We start from the raw sequence: 241 nt of genomic DNA on the forward strand, positions 1-241 counted from the left end.
TTATTTAAACAGACGAATGAAGTTGGATGAAAAGGAAAAGTTTCGCTATTTAAATCTTGAAAAAGGCTATGAAGGTGAATTGAAATTTGATGCACTTTTAGAAAACCTTCAAGAGGAGAGGTATATTTTAAACGACTTATTACTAGCAGTAAATAACTCCTATTTTCAAATTGATTCGTTAATTATTTCTCAGGGAATTATTCACCTTATTGATATTAGAAATTTTGAAGGTGATTGTTAC

Annotated in this window: 1 protein-coding gene; it reads left to right on the forward strand. The window is 28.6% G+C overall.

Going from position 1 to position 241, the window contains the following annotated elements; all coding sequences use genetic code 11:
* Nucleotides 1-16: 16 nt before the first annotated feature.
* On the forward strand, nucleotides 17-241 hold a 225-nt coding region (locus AOA60_RS11810), incomplete at its 3' end, for a nuclease-related domain-containing protein (protein WP_143522427.1).

The sequence above is a fragment of the Pseudomonas sp. 2822-17 genome (genome assembly GCF_002742485.1).
In the GTDB taxonomy this organism is placed as follows: Bacteria; Pseudomonadota; Gammaproteobacteria; order Pseudomonadales; family Pseudomonadaceae; genus Aquipseudomonas; species Aquipseudomonas cyclaminis.